The organism is Pseudomonas fluorescens, from assembly GCF_004683905.1.
GTDB classification, from domain to species: Bacteria; Pseudomonadota; Gammaproteobacteria; order Pseudomonadales; family Pseudomonadaceae; genus Aquipseudomonas; species Aquipseudomonas putida_A.
This window is the reverse complement of sequence record NZ_CP038438.1, coordinates 4,561,863-4,580,489: the sequence shown is the minus strand read 5'-3', so window position 1 is coordinate 4,580,489 and position 18,627 is coordinate 4,561,863. Positions and strand designations below refer to the sequence as shown.

At 54.1% G+C, this 18,627-nt stretch carries 21 protein-coding genes; 10 read left to right on the top strand and 11 right to left on the bottom strand.

Annotation, left to right across the window (positions count from 1 at the left end):
* Window positions 1-12: 12 nt before the first annotated feature.
* Window positions 13-1,368 carry a GntP family permease gene (locus E4T63_RS21135; protein ID WP_097085886.1) on the top strand — a complete coding sequence of 452 codons (1,356 nt, stop codon included), beginning with the start codon at window positions 13-15 and terminating at the stop codon, window positions 1,366-1,368.
* Window positions 1,369-1,549: 181 nt separating this feature from the next.
* Here the strand turns inward: E4T63_RS21135 and alaC are convergent, their stop codons facing one another.
* Window positions 1,550-2,767, bottom strand: coding sequence for an alanine transaminase (gene alaC, locus E4T63_RS21125; protein ID WP_135296395.1), 1,218 nt, complete (start codon window positions 2,765-2,767; stop codon window positions 1,550-1,552).
* A gap of 137 nt (window positions 2,768-2,904) precedes the next feature.
* Between alaC and E4T63_RS21120 the strand changes: the two genes are divergently transcribed.
* From E4T63_RS21120 to E4T63_RS21110, 3 genes are all read left to right on the top strand, one after another.
* On the top strand, window positions 2,905-3,567 hold the full coding sequence (locus E4T63_RS21120; RefSeq protein ID WP_007969355.1) for a LysE family translocator: 663 nt from the start codon (window positions 2,905-2,907) through the stop codon (window positions 3,565-3,567).
* A 68-nt stretch (window positions 3,568-3,635) separates the two neighbouring features.
* The gene (locus E4T63_RS21115) at window positions 3,636-4,130 is read left to right on the top strand and encodes a GyrI-like domain-containing protein (RefSeq protein WP_135296394.1); all 495 of its coding nucleotides are present in this window, start codon (window positions 3,636-3,638) and stop codon (window positions 4,128-4,130) included.
* Between the two features lie 324 nt (window positions 4,131-4,454).
* On the top strand, window positions 4,455-4,943 hold the full coding sequence (locus E4T63_RS21110; protein ID WP_135296393.1) for a GNAT family N-acetyltransferase: 489 nt from the start codon (window positions 4,455-4,457) through the stop codon (window positions 4,941-4,943).
* 168 nt (window positions 4,944-5,111) lie between these two features.
* Here E4T63_RS21110 and E4T63_RS21105 read toward each other — a convergent pair whose 3' ends face one another.
* From E4T63_RS21105 to E4T63_RS28745, 5 genes are read right to left on the bottom strand one after another with little or no spacing between them, the layout of a single operon-like run.
* A complete protein-coding gene (locus tag E4T63_RS21105; protein WP_135296392.1) occupies window positions 5,112-5,798 on the bottom strand; it encodes a dTMP kinase in 687 nt (228 codons plus the stop codon).
* On the bottom strand, window positions 5,795-6,931 hold the full coding sequence (locus E4T63_RS21100; RefSeq protein WP_135296391.1) for a radical SAM protein: 1,137 nt from the start codon (window positions 6,929-6,931) through the stop codon (window positions 5,795-5,797). The genes E4T63_RS21105 and E4T63_RS21100 overlap by 4 nt, the downstream gene beginning before the upstream one ends.
* Before the next feature lie 22 nt (window positions 6,932-6,953).
* Window positions 6,954-7,790, bottom strand: coding sequence for an inositol monophosphatase family protein (locus E4T63_RS21095; protein ID WP_135296390.1), 837 nt, complete (start codon window positions 7,788-7,790; stop codon window positions 6,954-6,956).
* Window positions 7,787-8,845, bottom strand: a complete 1,059-nt coding sequence (locus E4T63_RS21090; RefSeq protein WP_135296389.1) for a hypothetical protein — start codon at window positions 8,843-8,845, stop codon at window positions 7,787-7,789. Before E4T63_RS21090 ends, E4T63_RS21095 begins: the two co-directional genes overlap by 4 nt.
* A 33-nt stretch (window positions 8,846-8,878) precedes the next feature.
* Window positions 8,879-9,520: an MATE family efflux transporter gene (locus tag E4T63_RS28745; protein ID WP_240795650.1), complete on the bottom strand. Its 642-nt coding sequence runs from the start codon at window positions 9,518-9,520 to the stop codon at window positions 8,879-8,881.
* A gap of 280 nt (window positions 9,521-9,800) precedes the next feature.
* Between E4T63_RS28745 and E4T63_RS28740 the strand changes: the two genes are divergently transcribed.
* The gene (locus E4T63_RS28740) at window positions 9,801-10,118 is read left to right on the top strand and encodes a hypothetical protein (RefSeq protein WP_240795651.1); all 318 of its coding nucleotides are present in this window, start codon (window positions 9,801-9,803) and stop codon (window positions 10,116-10,118) included.
* Between the two features lie 134 nt (window positions 10,119-10,252).
* On the opposite strand, the gene E4T63_RS21080 is transcribed toward E4T63_RS28740, so the two are convergent.
* The 3 genes from E4T63_RS21080 to E4T63_RS21070 all read right to left on the bottom strand — a co-directional run bounded on the left by E4T63_RS21080 (window position 10,253) and on the right by E4T63_RS21070 (window position 12,695).
* Window positions 10,253-11,314 carry a hypothetical protein gene (locus E4T63_RS21080; RefSeq protein WP_245223398.1) on the bottom strand — a complete coding sequence of 354 codons (1,062 nt, stop codon included), beginning with the start codon at window positions 11,312-11,314 and terminating at the stop codon, window positions 10,253-10,255.
* A gap of 271 nt (window positions 11,315-11,585) precedes the next feature.
* The gene (locus E4T63_RS21075; RefSeq protein WP_095137084.1) at window positions 11,586-12,191 is read right to left on the bottom strand and encodes a pyridoxamine 5'-phosphate oxidase family protein; all 606 of its coding nucleotides are present in this window, start codon (window positions 12,189-12,191) and stop codon (window positions 11,586-11,588) included.
* Between the two features lie 18 nt (window positions 12,192-12,209).
* The gene (locus E4T63_RS21070; protein ID WP_098965211.1) at window positions 12,210-12,695 is read right to left on the bottom strand and encodes a GNAT family N-acetyltransferase; all 486 of its coding nucleotides are present in this window, start codon (window positions 12,693-12,695) and stop codon (window positions 12,210-12,212) included.
* Between the two features lie 141 nt (window positions 12,696-12,836).
* Here E4T63_RS21070 and E4T63_RS21065 point away from each other — a divergent pair, with 141 nt between their 5' ends.
* Genes E4T63_RS21065 through E4T63_RS21055 form a run of 3 tightly spaced genes read left to right on the top strand, consistent with a single transcriptional unit; the run spans window position 12,837 to window position 14,869 of the window.
* Window positions 12,837-13,262, top strand: coding sequence for a YybH family protein (locus E4T63_RS21065; RefSeq protein WP_027612596.1), 426 nt, complete (start codon window positions 12,837-12,839; stop codon window positions 13,260-13,262).
* A 40-nt stretch (window positions 13,263-13,302) separates the two neighbouring features.
* The gene (locus tag E4T63_RS21060) at window positions 13,303-13,647 is read left to right on the top strand and encodes a YciI family protein (protein ID WP_134787154.1); all 345 of its coding nucleotides are present in this window, start codon (window positions 13,303-13,305) and stop codon (window positions 13,645-13,647) included.
* The gene (locus E4T63_RS21055) at window positions 13,640-14,869 is read left to right on the top strand and encodes an RNA polymerase sigma factor (RefSeq protein ID WP_135296387.1); all 1,230 of its coding nucleotides are present in this window, start codon (window positions 13,640-13,642) and stop codon (window positions 14,867-14,869) included. The genes E4T63_RS21060 and E4T63_RS21055 overlap by 8 nt, the downstream gene beginning before the upstream one ends.
* Window positions 14,870-14,975: 106 nt before the next feature.
* On the opposite strand, the gene E4T63_RS21050 is transcribed toward E4T63_RS21055, so the two are convergent.
* Window positions 14,976-15,830, bottom strand: coding sequence for a LysR family transcriptional regulator (locus E4T63_RS21050; RefSeq protein ID WP_135296386.1), 855 nt, complete (start codon window positions 15,828-15,830; stop codon window positions 14,976-14,978).
* An 89-nt stretch (window positions 15,831-15,919) separates the two neighbouring features.
* Here E4T63_RS21050 and E4T63_RS21045 point away from each other — a divergent pair, with 89 nt between their 5' ends.
* Window positions 15,920-16,357 (top strand): multidrug/biocide efflux PACE transporter, encoded by a 438-nt coding sequence (locus E4T63_RS21045; RefSeq protein WP_135296385.1) that lies wholly within the window; start codon window positions 15,920-15,922, stop codon window positions 16,355-16,357.
* 170 nt (window positions 16,358-16,527) lie between these two features.
* Here the strand turns inward: E4T63_RS21045 and E4T63_RS21040 are convergent, their stop codons facing one another.
* On the bottom strand, window positions 16,528-17,283 hold the full coding sequence (locus tag E4T63_RS21040) for an SDR family NAD(P)-dependent oxidoreductase (RefSeq protein WP_103519776.1): 756 nt from the start codon (window positions 17,281-17,283) through the stop codon (window positions 16,528-16,530).
* A gap of 120 nt (window positions 17,284-17,403) precedes the next feature.
* Between E4T63_RS21040 and E4T63_RS21035 the strand changes: the two genes are divergently transcribed.
* Window positions 17,404-18,300 carry a LysR family transcriptional regulator gene (locus tag E4T63_RS21035; protein WP_135296384.1) on the top strand — a complete coding sequence of 299 codons (897 nt, stop codon included), beginning with the start codon at window positions 17,404-17,406 and terminating at the stop codon, window positions 18,298-18,300.
* Window positions 18,301-18,627 lie beyond the last annotated feature (327 nt).

Sequence of the window (18,627 nt, the reverse complement as noted above, 5' to 3'; positions counted from 1 at the left end):
GAGACACCCCCAATGTTTGGCATGTCCCACGACGCCTACCTGCTGCTCGATGCAGTGGTCACGGTAATCGGCCTGATTATCCTGATCACCAAATTCAAGATTCACCCCTTTATCTCGCTGACCATCGCGGCCGCGTTCCTCGGCCTGACGTCCGGCATGCCGATCGGCACCATCATCAAGGCGTTCCAGGACGGCTTCGGTGGCGTGCTCGGTTTCGTGGGCATCATCCTCGCGCTGGGCACCATGCTCGGCAAAATGATGGCCGAATCCGGTGGTGCCGATCAGATCGCGCAGACACTGATCCGCGCCTTCGGCAAGGACAAAGTGCAGTGGGCAATGATGTTCGCCGCGTTCCTCGTCGGTATCCCGCTGTTCTTCGAAATCGGCTTCGTGCTGCTGATTCCGCTGGTGTTCATCGTTGCCCGCCGCACCGGTGTGTCGATCATCAAGATCGGTATCCCGCTGCTCGCCGGCCTGTCCGCGGTACACGGTCTGGTGCCGCCGCACCCGGGCCCGCTGCTGGCGATCGGGGTGTTCGGCGCCGACATCGGCAAGACCATCCTCTACGGTCTGATCGTTGCGCTGCCGACCGCCATCATTGCCGGTCCGATCTTCGGTACCTTCATCGCCAAGCACATTCCCGGCACGCCGAATCAGGAGTTGGTCGATCAACTGGCCCGTGAAAGCGACGACTCAACCAAGTTGCCGAGCTTCAGCATCACCCTGATCACCGTGCTGCTGCCGGTGTTCCTGATGCTGCTGAAAACCTTCGCTGACGTGGCGCTGCCGGACGGTCACTTCTTCCGCACCTGGATGGACATGATCGGTCACCCGATCTCGGCCCTGCTGCTGGCCTTGCTGCTGTCGCTGTACACCTTCGGTCACAAGCAGGGCATCGGTTCGCAGCAGATGCTCAAGTGGCTGGACGCGAGCCTGGCGCCGACCGCCGCGATCATCCTGATCATCGGTGCCGGTGGTGGCTTCAAGCAGATGCTGGTGACCAGTGGTGTGGGCGACGTGATCGGCCACATGGCGGTCAGCGCGCAGATTTCGCCGATCCTGCTGGCGTGGCTGGTGGCGGCGGTGATTCGTATTGCTACCGGTTCGGCCACCGTGGCGACTATCACGGGCGCGGGCATCGTGGTGCCGGTGGTGGGAATGATTCCGGGCGTCAACCGTGAGCTGCTGGTGCTGGCCACCGGTGCCGGTTCGTTGATCCTGTCTCATGTGAACGACGCCGGCTTCTGGCTGGTGAAGCAGTACTTCAACATGACCGTGGCCGAAACCTTCAAGACCTGGACCGCGATGGAAACCATCCTGTCGGTGGTGGGCCTGGGCTTTATCCTGCTGTTGTCGCTGTTCGTGTAAGCGATCACACAGACACAAAAAAACCGCAGCGATGCGGTTTTTTTGTGCCCGACGATATCAGGCTGAATGCATTACCCCTGTGGGAGCGGGCTTGCTCGCGAAAGCGGTGTATCAGTCGCTGAAAATGTTGACTGACACGACGCCTTCGCGAGCAAGCCCGCTCCCACAGGGGGGGGAGGTGTCAGGCAGTGGTTTTCGGGGCCAGGCCATCCGCCCGGAACATCCCGCGAATCCCGCGCACCGCCTGACGAATCCGGTCCTGGTTTTCGATCAGCGCGAAGCGCACGTGATCATCGCCATACTCACCAAAGCCAACCCCCGGCGAGACGCAGACCTTGGCCTCGGCCAGCAGCTTCTTGGCGAATTCCAGCGAACCCAGATGCGCGTACGCCTCGGGAATCTTCGCCCAGACGTACATCGACGCTTTCGGATTCTCGACCATCCAGCCCAGTTCATGCAGGCCTTTGACCAGCACGTTGCGGCGCTGGCGATACTGCTCGGCGATGTCGCGCACGCATTGCTGATCGCCTTCCAGCGCGGCAATCGCCGCCACTTGCAGCGGGGTGAAGGTGCCGTAGTCGTGGTAGCTCTTGATCCGTGCCAGGGCGTTGACCAGCTCCGGGTTGCCGACCATGAAACCGATGCGCCAGCCGGCCATGTTGTAGCTCTTGGACAAGGTGAAAAACTCCACCGCAATGTCCTTGGCGCCGGGCACCTGCATGATCGACGGGGCTTTCCAGCCGTCGTAGACGATATCGGCGTAAGCCAGGTCGTGAATCACCAGTACGTCGTACTGCTTGGCGAGGGCGATCACCCGTTCGAAGAAATCCAGCTCCACGCACTGCGCGGTGGGGTTGGACGGGAAACCGAGGATCATCATCTTCGGTTTCGGGATCGAGCCACGGATGGCCCGTTCCAGCTCGGCGAAGAAGTCCACGCCGGGCACCAGCGGTACCGAACGCACCTGAGCGCCGGCAATCACCGCGCCGTAGATGTGAATCGGGTAACTCGGGTTCGGCACCAGCACCGTGTCGCCCTGATCCAGGGTCGCCAGCATCAAGTGCGCCAGGCCTTCCTTGGAACCGATGGTGACAATGGCTTCGCTTTCCGGGTCGATATCGACCGCGTAGCGTTCCTTGTACCAGTTGGAAATCGCCCGGCGCAGGCGCGGAATGCCCTTGGACGTGGAGTAACCGTGGGTGTCTTCGCGCTGGGCAACCTGCACCAGTTTTTCAACAATGTGCGGCGGTGTGGCCCCGTCGGGATTGCCCATGCTCAAGTCGATGATGTCTTCACCACGACGCCGCGCGGCCATCTTCAGCTCGGCGGTGATGTTGAAAACGTAAGGGGGGAGTCGATCAATGCGCGCAAAGCGGCGCGGCGAACCTTGTTCAGCCATTGTTGCCTCGGATAACGTAAGCGCCCGGAACCGTCCGAGCGACGCTGGTCACTGCGGTGACCTGTGGCGGAAGATAAGGGCAGCGATGGCAGACTGTCCAGCGTGCACGACAATAATTTTTTCCAAGGAAATGCTTAATGGAATTCACCAGCGGCTTCTTGCTGAGCCTTTCGCTGTGCCTGGACATCGGCGTAGCCAACATCGCAATGATCACCCTGGCGATGCAGCGCGGTTACTTTCAGGGCTTCGCGCTGGGCCTCGGCACTTGCGTCGGCGACCTGATCTACGCAGTGCTGGCGCTGGCCGGGATGACCGTGCTGCTGCAGTACGAAAGCGTGCGCTGGGTGCTGTGGATCGGCGGGTCGGCGCTGCTGATCTACTTTGCGGCGAAGATGATCTATTCGGCGATTCACCATGAGGCGCAGTTGGCGGCGACGGCGGAGGTGGGGCAGAACTCCCATCGCAAGGAATTCTTCCGAGGGATCTTCCTCGCCATGTCCTCGCCCAGCGCGATCCTGTGGTTCGCCGCGGTTGGCGGCACCCTGATCGCCCGCTCCGGTGGCGGCGGCCCGCTCAGCTCGGCGCTGTTTCTCGGCGGTTTTCTCTGCGCCGGCCTGCTGTGGTCGGCCGGTCTGTGCTTTGCCGCGAGCCACGGCGGCAAGTTGCTCGGCGACAAGCTGTTGCGCTACTCCTACATGGCATCGGCGGCGATCTTCTGCTATTTCGCGGTTTACGTGATCGTATCCGGTTATAACGAGTTCGTTGGCTCCGGCGCTGCCGACCAGTTGCACGCCTTGTGACATTGCGAATCGGGTTTGGCTTCTATACTCAGCAGCCGAACCCCTAATTTTGTTCCAGGAGTCGAGTCATGGATGAGCAAAAACGCGTCGAAGTGGCGGAACCTCGCTTCGAACATGGACACTTCCTGCTGATCGCGGGATTTCGTGGTCGATTTACCCAGGACACGGCCAAGGACATCCCCGCGCTGTGGGAAAAGTTCTTGCCGCACCTGGGAAAGATACAGGGACAAAAAAACGAAGTGACCTACGGCGTCTGTAGCAATTTCGACGACAAGGGTGGCTTCGACTACATCGCCGGGGTAGAAATCAGCAAGCTCGATGACCTCGACCAGAAGGTCTATCAGTGGGTCGAAGTGCTGCCCCGGCAGTACGCGGTGTTCGAGCACAAGGGCCCGCTCGACCAGTTGCCGCAAACCCTGCAATACATCTACAAGACCTGGCTACCGACCTCTCACTACGTGGAACTGAATGCCCCGGAACTGGAACGCTACAGCGCCGATTTCAATCCGCGACTGCACACCGGCAAACTGGAAATCTGCGTGCCGGTCGACAGCAAAACCTGAGTCCATGACGATGAGGCGGATCACTGATCCGCCTCATGTTGTTCAACCGCGCTTGCCCTTGCCCAGCCGTCGCGCCCGCAACAGGTCGATGCCCAAGGTGATAAAGCCGAACGTACTGATGCCCAACACCATCAACAGGCCGATTTCAACGCTGCTCATAAGCGGTTACCCCCAAGGGTGATCAGAGACACAGCGCAGGAATAGCCCGTCAGCGGCACGAAGAAAAGCGCTTATACGCAGGCTTTACGCCCCCCGCGCGGATCGATATGAACACCTTATTCCTTTATGCTTTGCGCACTTTTCTCCGCTGATTTTCGAGCTGCCATGAACACCGTCATCCGCAACGTCACCGCCGCCGACCTGGATCGCTGCTACGCCATCGAAACCGTTGCCTACGAAGGCGATGAAGCCGCCACTCGCGAGAAGATCGCCACGCGCATCGCCACCTGGCCTGAGGGTTTCATCGTCGCCGAAGTAGACGGCGTAGTCGCCGGGTTCATCAACTCGGGCGCGGCGTTTGATGTGCAGATGTCCGACGAGTCGTTCAAGGAGCTGATCGGTCACGATCCGCAAGGGCCGAACGTGGTGATCATGTCGGTGGTGGTGCACCCGGACTATCAGGGCCAGGGTTTGGCCAAGCGACTGATGGCCGAGTTCATCAAGCGCATGCGCGGGATGGACAAGGCGACGATTCATCTGATGTGCAAGGAGAAGCATATTCCGCTGTACGCCGGGTTCGGCTTTGCCTACATCAAGCCGTCGGAGTCCGACCATGGCGGGATGGCGTGGCACGAGATGATCCTGACCCTCTAAGTCATCAACCATCAAACCCTGTAGGAGCTGCCGAAGGCTGCGATCTTTTGATCTTGATCTTCTCAACAGCAAGATCAAAAGATCGCAGCCTTCGGCAGCTCCTACAAAGGGTTAGGGGGTGGGTCAGTCTTGTCGGTATAAAACTGGTCATCTTAGATTCGTTAATTTCTATTTCTTACAAAGAATTCTCTGGACTGCAGTGACTGCCTTATCGAGTACGGCCTCCTCACTCAGGTCGGTTGTATCGATCCTTGTCCAGTTCACCAGACCACATCGCTCATAACTGGATCGAACTCGATTCTGGTACTCAATAAAGCCCTTCCGGCGATCTTCATTAGCGCCGTCATAGGCACCGCTTTCGCTCAGCCGAAACGTTACCTTTCTCTTTGCTGCCAGAATCGGATCAACATCTAAAAAAATCACGTGATCGGGCTTTCTAATCGTTGAGAATAGCGCCAATGCCTGGTCCGCCAAATCATCATTTTTAAGCAAGAAGCGCGCTAAATATTTGTGGTGCCAACCGTCAGCGATACAACTTATGCCAGAGTTCGTCAAGGGTGTTACAGCTGCATGATCCGTGGCTTGAAACCATGCAGTTATCAAACTCATCCAGTGTTTGTCACCTAATTGTTCAAGTGGAGCGTTGTCCGGATAATCCCATAAAACTTCACGTAGCCGAGACATATGAAACTCTGTATAGCCTGTAGGCACAGGAGGACGATTTTTGTCTATAAAGTGCAATGCAGAATGGGACTCAAGAATTCTGTCATATGTTGCTCGCGCAACCGTTGATTTTCCTGCGCCATCGGTACCTTCGAATGCGATAAATACTCCTTTATCCAAAGAATAATTCATGCAAAACCTCCTAGGTAAGCTTCAGTATCCAAAGAGTTTCTTCCACTTCCTTCTATTAACGGTCTAAAGCCCTCTCGTTGATAAATTTCTGACATTTTTTTTCCGAGTGTATTTAGAAAGTCGACGGAAGGACGCGCTTTCGTGGAGTAGTGTGAGCCGGCGTCGGGGTGGAATACTGCAACCGCAGGCACCACTCCCATATTTCCGAAATACTCGATGCCTTCAATGATTGACTCTAAAGGTTCCATGCCAGCAACAAAACCCGCGTAGACGTTTCCACGACCTAAAACCTCGACAGCAGCTTCAAACGCAGAAAGGAAGCGTGGTCTTGTATAATTCTGTGACTTTCCAGGGCAAACTTCAGAAAACAGATCTGCGTTGAATACTTCCAAGCTCATGGATAGTTTGTGGCCCAGTCCTTTGAAACGCTCAAAAAGCCGGAAATCCTTGGGTGGCATCGAAATTAAGTGGTAATCCAGATTGCTCGCAGTGTTTCTTTCTTTTACTCGTTTCATTAGGTCTAAATGCATTAAGTAACCTTTATCATAATTTGGGATCGTGCCGCCGTTAAACAAAACTCTCTTGTAACGTCCACTCTCCACCTTGGTAGCTATCTCTACGGCTTCTCCTGCTAAATCACCTTTGATACGCATTTTGTGGTCGGAAAAATTTTCTCTGGCTGCACCAAGAGAGCAAAATTTACACTCGCGACCATTGTTGAAGTAATAGCAATGACCTGGTGAAAATATCCCAAGGGTGGAGTTTCCATATACGGTTAAATGCGTTTCGAATAATTCACCGTTGCTTAATTGGGTTCCATAGGATATCGGTCTGGAAGGAAATGTAATTTTTATGGTTTTGCTTCCATGCTTTAATGCTGGATGTCCTTGTGCTAAAACGATTTGATATGGTGAGCTAGGGTTGTAATTAGCGGCCGTGATAATTTGTCCGTCGAGAATCATTTCCTGGGGCGTGTGGATGCTTGATTCAAGTATTGCACTGTCACCTGTGCCATATGCTCGTCTTTTCTCAATATGCTTCGTTTGGTTCTGAAAATACTCCAGGAATTCTTTGGAGAAATTAATGCCATTGGATAATAGTTTAAGTTTTAGGTTGACTGTTTCGAATAACATGATTTGCCTCCAGTTCCATGAGTTATAGGAGTAATCGTATAAGTTCTTTTGTGGATAATGCTATTAATGTTCCATTGTCTGATACGGATGTTGCTGAAGGTGGGGAGCTAGTTCTGATACCGCCTTTGTCGTCGAATAACGCACCACCCGCTTCTCTGAGTACCAACTCTGCTGCGGCAATATCACAACTTCGTTCGTGTCCAGGTGGGCCTACATCAATAAAAGCATCAAGAACCCCGGCAGCAATAAGACAGATTTCCAATGAAGAACAGGAATAAATTCGGACTTTCGCCGCTGACCATATGATGTTTTCAATTCTGGATCTTTCCTGAGCGTCTCGGGGGCGATGGAAAGAAACCCTCATTTCTTCTAAAGAGTGGGTGGTGCGTGTCCTAAGCCTTTTCACGATTATTGAGGATTGCAGATACGCTCCCTCGTTTAATGCTGCCGTGTACACCAGATCTCTTGATATGTCATACACCCAGCCAAATATATATGCACCATTGTAATAAAGCGCCACACTCGATGTGTAGCCAGGGAAGCCTAGAGTTGCATTGTGCGTACCGTCTAATGGGTCTATAAGAAGTGAGTATTCCTCTTTTTTTTCGAGGGCATTAAAGCTGGCGCTTTCCTCCGAGTATATTGCGATTTTAAAACTGATAGTTGATAGGCACTCAGCTAATATGTTTTGGCAATCTAAATCTGATTGTGTTTGAGCGTTGTTCCATTGATTTTGTGATGTGTCGTAGTCAGGTAAGCATGCGAGCGTCCCGGCCCAATAGCGACGTAGTTGCTTTCTGGCTTCGTAGAGGCATTCTTCCAGTTCGGAAACGTGTTCGTCCTTGAATAAAGGTCTCATATCGAATTCTCAGCTATAAGTTGTGTATGCCAGGTTTCTCTATTGAGACGTGATGCGTAGAGTCTTACTTCAAATAATTTTCCTCCATAAACTGCATAGTCCGCGCTCATGAATGCGCTAAAGGTTTTTGGGAAAAGCGCGAGGGTTTTAATGTCAGCGTCATAACCTAGTTTTTTTCTAATCATGTTAGCCGCTTGTCTAAGGCTTCCTCCTGTATATGACTTATCTATAATCAACCATGGCTCATTCGTAATTTCACTATGAGGGAATATATCCAGAAACTCACTATCGCGAGTCAATAGGCTTGCATCGTTTTGTCGATGAATTTCAGAAAAGAATATTTTTTCGTCTCCAGTTGCCGCGAGATAACCAAGAGCAAGAGGTAGACCGGCTGATAACAAAAACAGTTTGTTCTTTGATAGTGTTTTTATTTTATGCCAAATTGGGTGGTCTTCGTAAATGTATCTGGTATTCAAGGTAAGGCAATTGTCCCAGTGCTCATGCGATATGTAAGCGCTGTAGAATGCGCAGAATCGGTTGTGAAAGTTAATGGTGCTATCGTTAGTGTTTATGAGTAATCTGTTTTTCGAGATGCCACGTATTGTTGGGTGTGTGGTTGCTGGATGTTTTTGTTTGGCTGATGTAGGCAGGATTTTATTAATTAACTGAGTTTTAAACTCAAACAGCTTCTGCTTGCATGGGCCAGAAATGGCTATTTCCGGCGTCAGGCCATCGCCTAGTATTTTTCGTATGTCTTTAAGTTTTGATTGATCAATGGCGGAGTTTATTTGGTGCCAGGTTTTAACTATCTGTGAATCAGACATGCAATTAAAGGCAGGTTCAAGATTGCTTAAGTCGCAAATCATCACTTCAGGGTGGCGTAGTTCGAACAAGGTTCGTTGAAGATGGCAGCCACTGTGTATCGCATTACGGTAAACGTAATAGTTGTTCGTTTGTAATCCGCTCAATGTTCGCCAGGCATGATGTTCGCTAATTATCGTCGTTAATGTTAAATTTTGATTTTTCGTATCGGTTAGTGAGGAGGTCTGTGTCATTGTTCGAACCTCGAAAAACTAAGTTAGTAAAGGTCATGGCAATTTTGGGCGACATAGGTTTTCTTTAGTGTTGGTTTTTGCATGATGTAGGGTATGCCTTAATCTCCAGGATAGAAGCAACATCAGAATAAATGAACATGCTACTAAAGCTATAAATACGGAGTGAACGGTGTGTTCGTACAGCGATAATAGGGTTACTGAAGAAAACACACCAAAAACGTTCAGTGTCAGTATTGTCATTACAGTGGGGGTCCAAAGATCATTCATGCCTCTCAAAGTCAATCTTGTGACAACATAAATGAACTCAAACATCAAGAAAGGTATTGAGATGATAATGTTTTTTTCTATAAGTATCCTTGTTGCTGTATCAGATGTGTAGATTAGAGAAATATTTTCATTTAACAAAAAACACGCCGTTAGGATTGGAGTTAGTATGAATAGTCCAAGCCGGATTGCCTGGCTGTGAGTTTTTGAAATTGCTTCGAAGTCCTTTGTTTTGTAGTGGCGTGCAGTCATTATTCCTGCCGCATTTCCTATTCCGATAGAAATCATATAGATGATACTGGCTGCATGAATAGAAGCTTGGTACGCAGAAAGGCTAATGTCATTTATATGTTTCGATATCAGGGAGAGCAAAAGGAATAGGAGGCTTTCACTACCAAAGCACAGGGCCATAGGGAGTCCACAAATCATGTACTTTATATAGTCATCTTTTGATAATTTTTTGCGTGCTGAAAAATTATTTAAGTGTTTTTGTATTGTGATTCTGAAAAATGCTAGCGCCGCGAATGAGAATAAATAACGCAGGCAAACGTACGTGATAATGAAATCGGATAAATTTATATCTGTGTCTATATTTGTGTATACGATACATGTTAATGCGAGAGCACTGTTCAGTAGCCATGTGAACGTGAGTTCGTATTGCGTTTTTCTAATGCCGTTATAGAAGTTAAAAATGGTAATCTGGAGGTATACGGCAGGTATTGAGATTGAAAGTGTTAAAAGGGCTTTAAAGTCGTCAGGGCTGCTGGGTTTTGTTTCTATTTTTGATGAGAATTTACCTATTAAAAATATTATGCATAAAATTATCAATCCAAGAAAAATTGCGAGATTGAAGGATGCGGCTATTTCTGACTTGATTTTGTCTGTGTTTAAATCGGTCGCTCCTGCTATGGTTATTAGCATGTTGGAAAAAAATCCGATGCCGACAACTGTCATAAAAGATAATGACGCTAAGGCGAATGATGCGGCACTCAGCGAGTCGACAATGTAATGGCCGATAAAGGAGAAGAAAATCAGTGATCCAATCATATCTCCCAATCTGGAAAATATTAGCGGTACAGATAGTCTTAGGATTTCCATACAATGGACCGTTTGTGTCATTCCAAGAGGGCTAACTGTAAATGTTCAATCCCATTCTTTAAGTAAGGTTGTTAGGCGTGGGGTCTGGGAAGCAGCAAAGTATTTTTTTCTGAAATAGTACTCGCACATTGAAATTTTATGTTTGGTTTGTTTGCGCTCGTTGAACTCATTATCTAGTGCGGCAAGAGAAGTTTTTGTCGTTGGGTAGATGTCTTTTGTTTTTAGCAGGTCCTCAATTGCTAGGAATACCAAGTCCATGTAGTCCAGTATCTCTTGGATATAGGATCTGCATTCCGTTTCTGTAGTTGCTCCTTGCCTGGCCAAAGCAAAGAACTTGTTTTTGATGGTTTCGTATCCTTCAACTCGATACATGTTTGAGTATATCCACTTATAGTGCTTGTTCGAAGTGCCAGTGAGGTATGTAAAACTCATGGATGTTTTTAGCATCATGTCTCTGGCTATCTCACAGCCCATCCAGAGATTTCCTGACTGCCAACACCCTTGAATATCCTGAAACGCATAAAAGACGGGAAGTTTCTCACGATGTGCAATGTAGATATGCTTGTCCAAAGGAATTCTTGATTTTATAGATTTGAATCTTTCTTCGTTTGTAATGGCATGTCCGATGATAGAACGATGAATGATGTTGTTTTCTGTGTTTGTTAGTATTGGGTCATATAGGAAGCGCTGGTCAGAAATTACCTCAGTAAACGCTTTGTTGATTTTTTTATATATGTCTTCAATTTCCGAGAAGGTGATGTAGTCAGCGTCAATGTGGATGCTGGAGTCTCCATAGAAGTCGGTTGTGTTGTGGACTTCTTCGTTTTTCGTGATATGGCGATAATTTTCATTTGTGACAAACGCGTGTTCGATATCCTTAATGCTTTTTGCTGTAGGGCGTTGTTCGCATAGAATGATGCAGTCGATGTCGGAGTGAATTGTTCCTATGCCATCTATTAGAGAGCCAGAAATAATTAGAATGCTTGTCGATTCTAAAAAAGCTTTCTCTAAAAGATAATTTTTTGGTATAGAAATTCTTCCATCCAATATAGTTATTTCATTGCTGGTGATTTTTGATTTTGACGTCTTAATTAGAATTTTTGTCACGCGATGCTCCTCGGGGGTGTCGAGTGCTGCTGTGCTTTAAGTGTCAGTCTCCATGTCAGAGTCCGTTTTCAACAATGGCAAATCTATTGAGTAATTAATGAATTTACTCATGGCTAGAACCTAGAGTGTTTGACAGTACGACGTCAATATCCAAGGTGAAAATCAGAATTTACTTACAGGGTTTTATTGGTTTTAAATGATTTGGGATTGCTCGTGGGATAACTCTTACAGGATGATTATTTAGTCCTGTAAGAGAATATGAGATATTTTTTCAGTAAAGGGTGTCGCTTACTCTTTTCGGTGCTTCGCGGTCGTAGGTCTCGGCGTCAAACTGCCCGTCATTCAGGCGCTTGTGAAACGCGCCCGCAGAGGGCAGGGCCGAGCGCGGCAGGTGGGTTTCCGGGTTCCAGGCGTCAGAGCGCACAAAGGCTTTCGAGCAGTGGAAAAACGCTGCCTCTACCGTCACCAGCAACACGGTTTTCGCCGGTTTGCCGTTCACCGCAAAGCTTTCCAGCAGCTCAGGATCGGCGCTGATGGTCGCGGTGCCATTGACCCGCAAGGTCTCGCCAATGCCCGGAATGATGAACAGCAACGACACCCGTGGATCGTGCAGCACATTGCGCAGGGTATCGATGCGGTTGTTGCCCGGGCGGTCCGGCAGGGCCAGGGTGTTTTGGTCAATGATCCGCACGAACCCGGCTTTGTCACCGCGTGGCGAATTGTCGAGACCGTCGGCGCCCACCGAGCTGACGATCACCAGCGGCGACAGGCGCACCATCGCCTGATAATCCTCGTTGAGAAAACCGATCTGCTTGCGCACCGCGCGGTCGTGGGGCAGGCCGTAAATAGCTTCCAGTGCTTCGATTGAATCGATCATCGTGCATCCCTCGATGATTTAGAAAAACAGTCCCATACGCCGTTCGTAACCGACCCGGCCCTTGTACGCTTCGCCGCTGTCGACGAAACCGTGTTTGGCGTACAGCGCGATGGCGGCATCGTTATCGGCATCCACCGACAGTTCCAGACCCTTGATCTCCGGCCATGCTTCACGCGCCACCTCGGGCAGCGCCTGCAGGCAAGCCTTGCCGTAACCTTTGCCCTGTGCCCGGTGATCGACCTGCAAGGCGTGCAGGGTGGCGCTGTGTTCATCGGCCCAGTCCGGCAACACCGGTGGGCGCTTGAGCAGCAGAAAAGCCACCGGCACCTGATCGGCCAGCAGCGCGAAACCTTTGACGCCGGGGCCGGGTCTGGACAGCAGCGTGTGCAACGCGCCGTGAATGTCGCCGGAAAATTTGATCTGCTCGGGATGGATTTCAATCGCCTCGACCTGCTGACGCTGCAACGCGTTCAGGCTGTCGTACGGCACGAGTTGGGCTGACACGGGAATTTCCTTTTTCCTACAAAGATGAGCCTCGGATTCTAGCGATTTTGTGTTCGGCGGAAATTTTTTGTTTCGTCTGTCGATCCGTACGATGGTCGAACGACTAAGGGTGTCTTCAGCACAAAAACCACGGAGAACACCATGAGCGCACAGACTGAAATCCAGACCCTGATCAATACCTACCGCGACGCGGTAATGACCAAGAACGTCGACAAGGTCATGACGTTGTACACCGACGACATCGTCTCCTTCGATGCGATCAAGGCCCTGCAATTCAAGGGCAAAGCGGCCTACCGTGCCCACTGGGAAGCCTGCATGGAGATGTGTTCCGGCCCGCACGTTTTCGAGTTTCACGAGATCGCCATCGAGACCGCCGACAACCTCGCCTTCGCCCATTGGGTAACGCATTGCGGCGGCACCAACGACAAGGGCGAAACCCAGAGCTGCTGGATGCGCGCCACCGCGTGCTATCGGCAGGTCGGCGGGACGTGGAAAATCGCTCACGAGCACTGGTCGGCACCGTTCGATCCGATGAGCGGCAGCACGCTGTTCGATGTACAACCCTGATCTTCAGCCATAGTTGATCCGTTCGAATCAGGAGAAAACCATGAAGTATTTATGCCTGGTCTACAGCGATGAGCGCCTGCTGCACAACTCGCCCGACAGCCCGGAAGACGCCGAGTGCTGGGCCTACGCCGAGTCGATTCAGGGCAGCGGGCGGATGGTCGCGGCCGAAGCGCTGGAGTCGGTGCAGACCGCAACCACCGTCCGGATGCGCAACGGCAAGCTGTCGATCACCGATGGCCCGTTCGCTGAAACCAAGGAGCAACTGGCCGGTTTCTACCTGATCGATGCCAAGGATCTCAACGAAGCGATTCAGGTCGCCGGCAATATTCCGGCGGCCCGGGTCGGCAGCGTTGAAGTGCGTCCGGTGCGGCAGTTGAATGTCTGAAGTCCGGGCGCGGGTCGAGCAGGTCTATCGCGAAGACTCGCGGCGGATTCTGGCGACCCTGATTCGTCTGCTCGGGGATTTCGACCTCGCCGAAGAAGCCTTGCACGAGGCGTTCTTCGTGGCGGTCGAGCGCTGGCAGCGCGACGGTGTGCCGGACAATCCGCGCACCTGGCTGGTGTCCACCGGGCGCTTCAAGGCCATCGATGTGTTGCGCCGCCGCGCCCGCTTCAAGGCCTCGCAGCCGCTGTTGCTGGCGCAGCTCGAAGAATTGGAACAGGCCGACTGGAGTGGCGAAGACGTGGAAGACGACCGCCTGCGGCTGATCTTCACCTGCTGTCACCCGGCGCTGGCGGCGGATGCGCAAGTGCCGCTGACCCTGCGGGAAGTCTGCGACCTGACCACCGAGGAAATCGCCCGCGCGTTTCTCTCGGCACCGGCGGCGATTGCCCAGCGCATCGTCCGTGCCAAGGCGAAGATTCGCGATGCAAAAATCCCTTACCAAGTGCCGAGCCTGAGCGAACTGCCCGAGCGCCTCGACAGCGTGTTGCGGGTGATTTATCTGGTGTTCAACGAAGGCTATTCGGCGTCGATGGGCGCCGAACTGACCCGCGAAGATCTGACCCGCGAGGCGATTCGGCTTGGGCGGTTGCTGATGGAGCTGCTGCCGGAACCGGAGGTCATGGGCCTGCTGGCGTTGATGCTGTTGCACGAATCACGTCGGCCGGCGCGCACTTCGCCCAGTGGTGAACTGGTGCTGCTGGATGACCAGGATCGCTCGCGCTGGGATGCCGGGTTGATTGCTGAAGGTTGTGCGCTGGTGGAGCGGGCGCTGACCACCCGAAGGTTCGGGCCGTATTGCCTGCAAGCGGCGATTGCCGCGGTGCATGCCGAAGCGCCGTCAGCGGCAGAAACCGACTGGCAGCAGATCGTCGGGCTGTATGACGTGCTGTTGCGGGCGGTGCCGTCGCCGGTGATCGAGTTGAACCGCGCGGTGGCAGTGGCCAAGCGCGATGGTGCGTTGGCGGGGCTGACGCTGATCGAGGGGATTCTGGATCGCGGTGAGTTGCAGGATTACCACCTGGCGCATTCGGCGCGGGCGGAGTTTTGTCGGCAGTTGGGCCGGGTGCAGCAGGCGCGGGCGGCGTATCGGCGAGCACTGGAACTGACCCGGCAAGAGCCGGAGCGGCGGTTTATCGAGGGGCGGCTGAGCGAACTGGATTGATCCCAGGAATTCATTGGCAGTGCCGGCCCCTTCGCGAGCAAGCCCGCTCCCACAGGCGATCGCATTCCAACTGTGGGAGCGAGCTTGCTCGCGAATGGGCGCGCCGCTATTCCAGCATCTTGCTCAGCAACCAGCTCCCCGCCGGCCCCGGCGGATACAGCCGCGACCACAACGCATCGACATACACCGGCCGCGGCCAGCCGCGCACCGTCAGTTCCACCAGCGAGCCATTACCGAAACGCGCCACCAGCCAGCGCGGCAGCGCCGCCCAGCCAAAGCCCATCTCCGCCATTTCCATCAGCATCAGGTAACTCGGCGCCGACCACACCCGGCCCTTTGCCCGGCTGTCGTAGGGATTGACGATGGTCGCCAGGCGCAACTCGCGATGCTGCTCCAGCACCTGCTGGTCGACCCGTTCGACACGGGTCAGCACATGATCATCTTTGACGAACAGCGCCAGGTCAGTGCGCTCGGCGACGGTCGAGGTCACCAGATCCGGTGGATAGGTGTCCTGCATTTCGGCAAACGCCAAGTGTGCGCGGCCACGCTGGACCAACTCGATCAGGTCGTCACACTCGGCGATCAAGCATTCCAGTTCCAGGTCCGGATAACGCTGCTCGAAGCCGACCAGTGCCGCTTCAAATCGCGCTGACTGGTAGGTGTCGGAAATCGCCACGGTCAGCTTCGGCTCGACGCCTTGTGCCAGTTGCCGGGCGCTCATTTCCATACGACTGGTGGCCGCCAGAATCGCCTCGGCCCGTTGCAGCATCACATGACCGGCCGGGGTCAGCGTCGGTTTGCGGCTGCTGCGGTCGAACAGCACCAGATCCAGATCGATCTCAAGACTCGCCACTGCGGCACTGATGGTTGACTGACTGCGCCCCAGCTTGCGCGCCGCTGCCGAAAACGAACCCTGAGTGGCCGCTTGCACAAACGCCAACAGCACTTCTTGCGAAGCCATGAACTATCGCCTTGATCGATGGTTATTGGTTATGAAGTATCGGTATGAGGGCAGATCATGGCAACCCTCTTCACTCAAGGAGTCAGGCCATGACTGCCAACAAATCCATCACTGAACGTATCTTCCAGGCCATCGGTTTCGAGTGTCTGGCGATCCTGATCTGTACCCCGTTACTGGCGTGGATCATGGACAAACCGCTGCTGGACATGGGCGCGGTGACCGTGCTGATCGCTCTGCTGGCGCTGGCGTGGAACGTGCTGTTCAACGGCTTTTTCGACCGCATGCTCAAGCGCCTGAATGTCGGCCACAACGCCTGGACCCGGGTGGTCCATGCGCTGCTGTTTGAGGGCGGATTGATCGTGATGGGCGTGCCGCTGATCGCCTGGTGGTTGTCGGTCAGCCTGTGGCAGGCGTTCTTGCTCGACATCGGCGTGCTGCTGTTTTTCCTGCCGTACACCTATGTGTATCACTGGGGGTATGACGTGGTGCGCGAGCGCCTCGTGACCCGCCGGGTATGCGCGGGATAAGCACAACCTATGGCGAATATAAAACCTGTGGCGAGGGGATTTATCCCCGATGGGGCGCGTAGCGGCCCCTCTTTTTATCCAGAAAAGAAGGGCCTGCTGCGCAGTCCATCGGGGATAAATCCCCTCGCCACAGAGGCTCTCACCAAGAAAGTTTTTAGTGAATCGGGGGTTTAGAGGAACATTCCTCCCGATGCCTCGACCCGCTGCCCGTTGATCCACTGCGCGCCCGGCGCCAGCAGCATCGACAGCGCGCCACCAATATCATCCGGCTGCCCGGCGCGACCCAGTGCGGTATTGCTCGCGACCATCGCGTTCAACGCCGCGTTGTCGCGCACCGCACCGCCGCCAAAATCGGTCTCGATAGCGCCCGGCGCCAGGATGTTCACGCCGATCTGCCGCGCACCCAGCTCCTTGGCCTGATAGCGGGTCAGCACTTCCATCGCGCCTTTCATCGCCGCGTAGGCGGCATAACCCGGCAGGCTGAAGCGGGTCAGGCCGCTGGAGATGTTGATGATCCGGCCGCCGTCATTGATCAGCGGCAGCAGTTGCTGAGTCAGGAAGAACGGCCCTTTGAGCTGGATATTCATCAGCAGGTCGAACTGTTCCGGGGTGGTCTCGGCGAACGCCGCGTGCACACCGATCCCGGCGTTGTTGATCAGGAAGTCGAAACGCGGACGCTCCAGTTGCTGCAGCGCTTGCGCAACCCGCGAGGCGAAATCGGCAAAGGTTTCGCTGCGGCCGACATCCAGTTGCAGCATCACGGCTTTGGCGCCGCGTTGTTCCAGTTCAGCCACCAGCGCCTGGGCTTCATCGGCTCGGCTGTTGTAGGTGCCGATGATGTCCACGCCTTCGGCGGCGAGGTGCAGGGCGGCGTTCTTGCCCAGGCCACGGCTGGCACCGGTGATCAATGCGATTTTGCGGCTCATGTGAAATCCTCGATTGCGTTGAGTGGTGATGAGCAAAGTTTATTTATCCGCCATGGGGTGATAAACAGACTGAAACCGGAATCACTGATCGACTCAGTCGAACAATCAACGGGTGTCCTCATGAACAAACTGGAACTGCTGCGCACCTTCGTCCGGGTCAGCGAACTGTCGAGTTTCACCCTGGCTGGCGAGAGTCTCGGGTTGCCGCGCTCAACGGTTTCCGAACACGTCCAGGCCTTGGAAACCCTGCTCGGCACCCGCCTTCTGCAACGCACCACGCGCAAGGTGCAGGCGACTCAGGACGGTCTGGTGTTGTACCAGCGCAGCAAGGATCTGCTGTCGCACATGGACGAGATCGAGGGGCTGTTTCGGCAGGATCCGGCGTCGCTGAGCGGGCGGATTCGTGTCGACATGCCGAACATCCTCGCGCGGCGCCTGATCATGCCGCTGCTGCCTGAGTTCATGGCGCGGCACCCGAATCTGGAACTGGAAATCAGCAGCACCGACCGCCGCGTCGATCTGCTCAGCGAGGGTTTCGATTGCGTGGTGCGCATCGGTGCGCAGCCGGATCAGTCGGTGGTGGCGCGGCACTTGGGCGACTTCCCGATGATCAACTGCGCCAGCCCCGCGTACCTCGAACGCTACGGCGTGCCGCAGACGTTGGAGGATCTGGCGCAGCATCGACTGGTGCATTACGTCGGTGTGCTCGGTTCGCGCTCGGAAGGGTTTGTGTATGAACAGGACGGACAGGTGCGGCGCCTGCCGATGGCTGGCAGCGTCACGGTCAACAGCACCGATGCCTATGAGTCGGCGTGCCTGGGCGGCTTCGGCCTGATCCAGGTGCCGCGCACCGGCATGCAGCCCCATCTGGACACCGGTGAGCTGCTGACTGTGCTGCCGAAGTTCACCGCGCCGGCGATGGCGATTTCAATCCTGTACGCGCGGCAACGGCATTTGCCGCTGCGGGTGCGGGTGTTCATGGAGTGGTTGGGCGATGTCATCCGTTCCACTCTCTAATGCCTGACACAAATCAAACTGTGGGAGTGGGCTTGCCCACGAAGAGGCCGGCCCATTCAGCATCGATGTTGACTGATCTGACGCCTTCGCGAGCAAGCCCGCTCCCACAGGGGTGGGCGGTGGGTGAAGTATTCGGGGCTGGTCGCGATCCAGGGTGGGAGTGGGCTTGCTCACGAAGAGGCCGGCCCATTCAGCATCGATGTTGACTGATCTGACGCCTTCGCGAGCAAGCCCGCTCCCACAGGGGTGGGCGGTGGGTGAAGTATTCGGGGCTGGTCGCGATCCAGGGTGGGAGTGGGCTTGCCCACGAAGAGGCCGGCCCATTCA